At 72.4% G+C, this 7243-nt stretch carries 5 protein-coding genes; 2 read left to right on the top strand and 3 right to left on the bottom strand.

Annotation, left to right across the window (positions count from 1 at the left end; translation table 11 throughout):
- Nucleotides 1–592 precede the first annotated feature (592 nt).
- Both UK12_RS31225 and ptsP read left to right on the top strand, forming a co-directional pair.
- Nucleotides 593–1042, top strand: coding sequence for a PTS sugar transporter subunit IIA (locus UK12_RS31225; RefSeq protein ID WP_045306579.1), 450 nt, complete (start codon nt 593–595; stop codon nt 1040–1042).
- A gap of 184 nt (nt 1043–1226) precedes the next feature.
- A complete protein-coding gene (gene ptsP, locus UK12_RS31220) occupies nt 1227–2897 on the top strand; it encodes a phosphoenolpyruvate--protein phosphotransferase (protein WP_045306578.1) in 1671 nt (556 codons plus the stop codon).
- 76 nt (nt 2898–2973) lie between these two features.
- On the opposite strand, the gene UK12_RS31215 is transcribed toward ptsP, so the two are convergent.
- The 3 genes from UK12_RS31215 to UK12_RS31205 form a co-directional block, all read right to left on the bottom strand.
- Nucleotides 2974–5016 carry an acetoacetate--CoA ligase gene (locus tag UK12_RS31215; protein WP_045306577.1) on the bottom strand — a complete coding sequence of 681 codons (2043 nt, stop codon included), beginning with the start codon at nt 5014–5016 and terminating at the stop codon, nt 2974–2976.
- Nucleotides 5017–5221: 205 nt separating this feature from the next.
- Entirely contained in the window at nt 5222–5779 is a 558-nt protein-coding gene (locus UK12_RS31210; protein ID WP_045306576.1) for an NUDIX domain-containing protein, read from the bottom strand.
- Nucleotides 5776–6744: an NUDIX hydrolase gene (locus tag UK12_RS31205; protein WP_231591460.1), complete on the bottom strand. Its 969-nt coding sequence runs from the start codon at nt 6742–6744 to the stop codon at nt 5776–5778. Before UK12_RS31205 ends, UK12_RS31210 begins: the two co-directional genes overlap by 4 nt.
- Nucleotides 6745–7243: the final 499 nt, after the last annotated feature.

The raw sequence follows: 7243 nt of genomic DNA, 5'->3' as shown, positions 1-7243 counted from the left end.
CCAACCACGAACCACAAGGATCCGAGGCCGGGGATGTCAACATATCTGGCGTTGACTTTTGGCACGCTGTTGAGTTCTCAAGGAACGGACGCTTCCTTCCGGCCGCCTTCCAGCGGGCCCTCCGGGCGCTTCGTTCTTTCGTGATTCGAGCTTAGCAGATTCGTTTTCCCGGTGTTGACCGGGTGTTTACCGATCCGACTTGCTCTGTTCACCGCTGAAGCGCGGCGACCTGAGCAACGATAGCCCTTCCCGGCGTCAGCGCCTAATCGGGGCGCGTGCACTGTCGCCCGATCGGACGCAGCAGGTCGGTGGCGGCCTCCGGCCGTCGCGATCGTCGGGGCGCACCTGCATGCCGTAGAGTGCGGCGCGTTGGCCAAGAGGACTAGACCACTTGGGCTCGCGGAGGCCGTCGGCGCCGGTGCGGCGGCGGTACTCAGGGGTGTGGCGCATGACGTACAGCCCGTCAGGCGCCGCCCGTGTCATCCGCGGGACTCTTGCGATATGTCCCAACTTGGCATGATTTAGGCTTCAGTCGATGTCTCCGTCGCTGCCCGCGGCGGCACGCTGTACTCCGTACTTGGGAGGCTCCACCATGACCACTGTGACCTCGCCGCTGGCCGGTCGCGCCGTCGGGCTCGTCAATGTGCCCGACCCCGTTTTCGCCGGTGCCATGGTGGGTCCCGGCACTGCCATCGACCCGGTCCGTGAGCCCACTGTCGCGGTGGCGCCGGTGGACGGTCTGGTGGTGTCGATGCACCCGCACGCGTTCGTGGTGATGGACGCGGACGGCCACGGTGTGCTGACCCACCTCGGGATCGACACCGTGCAGCTCAACGGCGAGGGCTTCGAACTGCTGGTCAGCAAGGGCGACCAGGTCAAGCGCGGTCAGCCGGTCATCAAGTGGAACCCGGCGGCCGTCGAGGCGGCGGGCAAGTCCCCGATCTCGCCGATCGTCGCGCTGGAGGCCTCGCTCGAGCAGCTCGGCGCCGTGGTCGAGAGCGGTGACGTCGCCGTCGGCGGCGAGCTGTTCACCTGGAACTGATCCCGGGTACATGCGCACCGTGCGCCGTCCCCCGCGTACTCGCGTGGGACGGCGCACCGCAGTATCGGGCCGCAGAGCGGCCACCACCCGTAGTGATCCCGAGACGGACAAGCCCGGCCCGGCCCCGACGACTGCCACCAGGAGTGGCGAGCGGCCGGAGTACGGGTGAAAGGAACCCAAGAAGATGGAACAGGCGCTGCGCGGTGTAGGTGTCAGCCACGGTGTCGCGATCGGCCAGGTCCGGCACATGGGTACTGCGGCCCTCGAACCGCCCGCGACCCAGGTCCCGACCGAGGACGCGCCGCGTGAGCAGGCTCGCGCGCAGGCCGCCGTGGATGCCGTGGCGGCGGATCTGATCGCCCGTGGCAACCTGGCCGGCGGCGAGGCCCAGGCCGTGCTGGAGGCCCAGGCCCTGATGGCGCAGGACCCCGAGCTGATGGCCGATGTCAGCCGTCGGATCGCCGTCGGCAGCAGCGCGGAGCGCGGTGTGTACGACGCCTTCGCCGCGTACCGGGCGCTGCTGGCCGCGGCCGGTGACTACCTGGCCGGGCGGGTCGCCGACCTGGACGACGTCCGCAACCGGATCGTCGCCCGGCTGCTGGGTGTGCCGATGCCCGGTGTGCCGGACAGCGACGAGCCGTACGTGCTGTTCGCCCGGGACCTGGCGCCGGCCGACACCGCGCTGCTGGACCCGACGCTGGTGCTCGGCTTCGTGACCGAGGAGGGCGGGCCGACCAGTCACAGCGCCATCCTCGCGCGTGCCATGGGCGTGCCGGCCGTGGTCGCGCTGCCGGGTGCGACCGAGCTGGCCGAGGGCCTGGTGGTGGCCGTGGACGGCAGCACCGGTGAGGTGCTGGTCAACCCGTCCGAGGAGAAGCAGGCCGAGCTGCGCCGGGCCGCTGCCGAGCGGAAGGCCGCGCTGTCCGCTTCCTCCGGACCGGGCCGGACCTCGGACGGGCACAAGGTGCCGCTGCTCGCCAACGTCGGCGGTCCGGCCGATCTGCCGGCCGCGCTGGCGGCGGGCGCCGAGGGTGTCGGCCTGTTCCGCACCGAGTTCCTGTTCCTCGACGACTCGGCGAAGGCGCCGTCCGAGGAGAAGCAGGTCGAGGCGTACCGGAAGGTGCTGGAGGCGTTCCCGGAGGGCCGGGTCGTGGTGCGGGTGCTGGATGCCGGGGCCGACAAGCCGCTGGACTTCCTGACCCCGGCCGACGAGCCGAACCCGGCGCTGGGTGTGCGGGGTCTGCGCACACTGCTGGACAACCCCGAGGTGCTGCAGAACCAACTGCGTGCGCTGGCCAGGGCGGCCGAGGGCCTGCCGGTGCACCTTGAGGTGATGGCACCGATGGTGGCGGACCGGGTGGATGCCGGGGCGTTCGCCGAGGCCTGCCGGGAGGCCGGTCTGTCGGCCAAGTTCGGTGCGATGGTGGAGATTCCGTCGGCCGCGCTGCGCGCCCGCTCGATCCTGCAGGAAGTCGAGTTCCTGTCGCTGGGGACCAACGACCTTGCGCAGTACACCTTTGCGGCCGACCGTCAGGTGGGCGCGCTGGCTCGGCTGCAGGATCCGTGGCAGCCTGCGCTGCTCGACCTGGTCGCCGCTGCCGCCGATGCGGCTCGGGCCACCGGGAAGAGCTGCGGCGTCTGCGGGGAGGCCGCGTCCGACCCGCTGCTGGCCTGTGTGCTGACGGGTCTCGGGGTGACCAGCCTGTCGATGGGCGCGGCGTCGATCCCGTATGTGCGGAGCGCGCTGGCCAAGCACACGCTGGCGCAGTGCCAGCGGGCGGCGGAGGCGGCGCGGGCCGCCGACACCGCCGAGGAGGCGCGGGCCGCGGCGCAGCAGGTGCTCTCCGGCGAGTGATGCGCCGGGAAGTGGTGTGAGGAACTGACGAAGGGGCGCCCCGGTGAGGGGCGCCCCTTCCGTGTCCGGGGACGGGTCAGGCCCGGCGCTCGCGGCCGAGGGTCTCGAAGAAGCGCAGGTGGTCGAGGTTGTCGACGGAACCCGGGTTCACGGCCTGGTCGAGCGGGGTGCCGGAGAGCAGGCGCTTGACCGGGACCTCGATCCGCTTGCCGGTGAGGGTGTGCGGGAGACCCTTCACGGCGATGACCTCGTCGGGGACGTGGCGTGGGGAGAGCTGTTGGCGCAGCGTGGTCCGGATGCGGGCCTGCAGCGCGTCGTCGAGTGCGGCGCCGGGGGCGAGGACGACGAAGAGGGGCATCCAGTACCCGCCCTCGGGCTCCTCCAGGCCGATGACCAGGGACTCGGCGATCTCGGGCAGGCGCTCGACGACCTCGTAGATGTCGGAGGAGCCCATCCGGACGCCCTGGCGGTTGAGGGTGGAGTCGGAGCGCCCGTGGATGACGACCGTGCCGCGTTCGGTGACGGTGATCCAGTCGCCGTGGCGCCAGGTTCCCGGGTACGTGTCGAAGTAACTGTCGTGGTAGCGGCGGCCGTCCGGGTCGTTCCAGAAGCCGGTGGGCATGGACGGGAGCGGCTTGGTGACGACCAGTTCGCCGACCTGGCCGGTGTGCGGGCGGCCCTGGACGTCCCAGGACTCGACGGCGGCACCGAGGCAGGGAGCCTGGATCTCACCGAGGTACACCGGCAGGGTGGGGACACCGCCGACGAAGCAGCTGCAGACGTCGGTGCCGCCGCTGACGGAGGCGAGCCAGACGTCCTGCTTGACCTCGTCGTAGATCCACCGGAAGCCGTCGGGCGGGAGCGGGGAGCCGGTGGTGCCGATGCAGCGGACGGCGCTGAGGTCGAGGTCGCGGCCGGGGTGCAGCTCGGCCTTGCGGCTGGCGATCACGTAGGCGGCGGAGGTGCCGAGGACGGTAGCGCGGGTGCGGGCGGCGACGGACCAGAGGGCGCCGGTGTCGGGGTGTCCTGGGCTGCCGTCGTAGGTGACGATCGTGGACCCGACGAGGAGGCCGGCGACGAGGAAGTTCCACATCATCCAGCCGGTGGAGGTGTACCAGAGGAAGCGGTCCTCGGGTCCGAGGTCGAGGTGCAGGCCGGCCTGCTTGAGGTGTTCGACCAGGATGCCGCCCTGGCTCTGCACGATGGCCTTCGGCAGGCCGGTGGTGCCGGAGGAGTAGAGCACCCAGAGCGGGTGGTCGAACGGGACCTGCTCGAAGACCGGCTCGGTGTCGGCGGCGACCAGGTCGTCCCAGTGGAGGGCGCCCTCGGGGGCGGGGGCGCCGAGCAGCGGGACGTGGACGACGGCGCGCAGGGTGGGGAGTTCGCGGCGCAGCTCGGCGACGACCTCGGTGCGGTCGTGGTCCTTGCCGCCGTAGTGGTAGCCGTCGACGGCGAAGAGGACGACGGGCTCGATCTGCTGGAGGCGGTCGAGGACGCTGCGGGCCCCGAAGTCGGGGGCGCAGGACGTCCAGACGGCGCCGACGGCCGCGGTGGCGAGCAGGGCGACGACGGCCTGCGGGATGTTGGGCAGGTACGCGCCGACGCGGTCGCCGGGGCGGACGCCCTGGGCGCGAAGGGCCTCGGCGAGGGAGCCGACCTGGCGGCGCAGCTCGGCCCAACTCAGGGCGGTGGGCTGCTCGGTGGTCTCGTCGAGGTGGAGGATCGCGGGCCGGTCGGCCTGCTCCCCGTCCGACCGCTCCCCGTGCGGCGCGGACTCGCCGTAACGGAGGGCGTGCTCAGCGTAGTTGAGGCGAGCACCGGGGAACCAGCGGGCACCGGGCATGGACTGGTCGGTGAGGACCGCCTCGGGTGCGGTGGAGAAGCGGACGTCGAACCACTGGGTGACGGCCGTCCAGAAGCGCTCCAGGTCCTCGGTGGACCAGCTGTGCAGGGCGGCGTAGCGGGCGGCGGCCTGGTCGTCGTCCGTGGCGGGCGCGAGGGGGGCGGCCGGGGCGCCGTGGTGCTCGGCGGCCCAGGTCTGGAAGGCCACCAGCTGGGTGGCGGCGGCGCGAGCGGGGGCGGGCCGCCAGAGCGGCTGTTCCTGGGTGGGGGTGCTCACGGTGGTGGTCTCCCGGCCGGAGGTGGGGACGGGGGTGCTTGTGGCGGATCCCGTCCGACTGGCACTGACGTGCAGACCATGCCATGTGATCGTCGGCTGCGCCAGGGTCTCCCGGGGAGGAGCGGTGGCTCTTCGGCGGGATCGGCGGCGGCCGGTCGGCGGGGTGAGCGGTGGCGATGGGTTGGGAGGCCCGGTGCGGGTCCGGTCAGAGATGGGCGTAGGCGCCCTGGAACCAGGCGGTCGACACACGGGTGTGGAAGGGGAAGGCGAGCTGGATGGGCGCGGGGATCAGCTGCCAGCCGTCCGTCTCGTCGGTCGGCTTCGAGGGGGGCAGGTCGGCGAGGTCGCGGGCGGGCAGCAGGCCGAAGAGGCAGAGGAAGCCGCCGGCCCGGTCGGAGTCGGTGGAGACCAGGGTGATCTCCTCGGCCTCGGCCTCGATGCCCGTCTCCTCGCGGAGCTCGCGCACGCAGGCCTGCTGCCAGCTCTCGCCGTAGTCGACGTAGCCACCGGGCAGGGCGAGCTTGCCGTACCCGGGCTCGATGGTGCGGCGGATGACGGTCAGTGCCTGGCCGTCGGGCGTGGTGACGGGGAGCAGGGTGACCACGACGGGCAGCGGATTGCGGTAGCTGATCTCGCCGCAGCCAGGGCAGGTACGGGGCCAGGCGACGGTGCCGTCCGGGTAGGCCGTACCGCACCAGTGGCAGTGCGTACCCGGGCCGTGGGGCCGGCGCTCGGCAGGGTGATCGGCCGGATGAGTGGTCATGGGGTGGATGGTAGTGGCCGGGAGCACGCCGGGGAGCCCGGAGCGGCAGGTTCGCTCTCGCGGGCGGGACGGAGCAGCGGTGGGTGGAGGACCTGGGCGTCGCCGGGGCGGTAGCAGCGGGCCCTGGGGCCGCCACGGGCTCCGCCGCGGTCGGCAGTGGAGCCGGTGCCTTCGACGAAGCCGGGGACGGAGAGGACCTTGCGGTGGAAGTTGCCGGGGTGGAGCTTCTCGTCCCAGACCGCCTCGTAGACGGCGCGCAGCTCGGGGATGGTGAAGTCGTGGCCGAGGAAGGCGGTGGCCAGCGGGCTGTACTCGAGCTTGGCGCGGGCGCGGTCGAGGCCGTCGGCGACTATCCGGGCGTGGTCGAAGGCGAGCGTGATGACGGCGCTGGGCCCGGTGGGATCGGTTGGCCGAGTAGTCGCCTGGGGCGGCCCCTGGGTGGGCCGGGCTCCGGTCCGTCCGCCGACGCCACCCCCGTGGGCCTCGGCGGACGGGCCGGAGGCCCGGTTGGCAGCGAGGTCGAGCGAGTCGACCCGGTGCCATGCGGCGGTTGCCGCGTCGGTGCCGGCCTCGGGGGCCGGTAGATCGGGGGCGAAGGCCAGGTACGCGACCGAGACCACGTGCATCCGTGGATCGCGGCCCGGGTCTCCGTACGTGCCGAGCTGTTCCAGGTGGATTCGACCGAGTGCCGTGCTCGGGTCGGCGCCGAGCCGCAAGCCCGCCTCCTCGGCGAGCTCGCGGACCGCAGCCTCTGCCAAGGTCTCCCGCCCCGCACGGAGGAAGCCGCCCGGCAGTGCCCAGCAGCCCCGGTGGGGCGGCTCGCCACGCTGGACGAGCAGGACATGCAGCCTGCCCTGACAGAGCGTCAGGACGACCACGTCGACGGTGACGGCGATCGGCGCGTAGGCGCACGGCTCGTGGGCCGCCGGCCATTGCTGATCCGTCGTCACTGGTGGCGTGGCCACACCGCACCTCCCCCCGAGGAACCGGTCGTTCTCCAGCTGAGCAGAACTTATCGCATGCCTCTGACAACCGGCCAACCATTTTTGACCTGCGGCGGGGTGGGCTGGGGCAGTTGATTCGGGGGAGGCGACCAGCTGCGCGGCGGAGGGGCGTGGAGAGGGGTGGGCACTGCACGAGCAGTCTGTGGCGGGGTGGGGCTGAGGCAGCAGATGCAGGGGAAGTGCCGACTGTATGGCAGGTGACGGCAGGAGTGTGGGCGGTGCGCGAACACCCTGCGGTGGGGGTGGGGCAGCTGATGCGGGGGACTTGGCCGACCGTTCGGCGGGGCGCTGCTCGAGCGGCCTGCGGCGGGGTCGGGGCTGAGGCAGCCGGTGTGGGGGGAAGTGTCGGCTGTATGGCGGCGGCGGGGCACTGTGTGCGTTGCCTGCGGGGTGGGGCGGGATTGGGGCAGCGGGAGGCGTGGGTGCCGGGCGGGAGGTAGGGGCGGGGCGGTGGTGGCGG

The sequence above is a fragment of the Saccharothrix sp. ST-888 genome (genome assembly GCF_000955975.1).
Classification (GTDB): domain Bacteria; phylum Actinomycetota; class Actinomycetes; order Streptomycetales; family Streptomycetaceae; genus Kitasatospora.
Note: the sequence above shows the minus strand (reverse complement) of the source record. Positions and strands in the feature narration are given on the sequence as shown.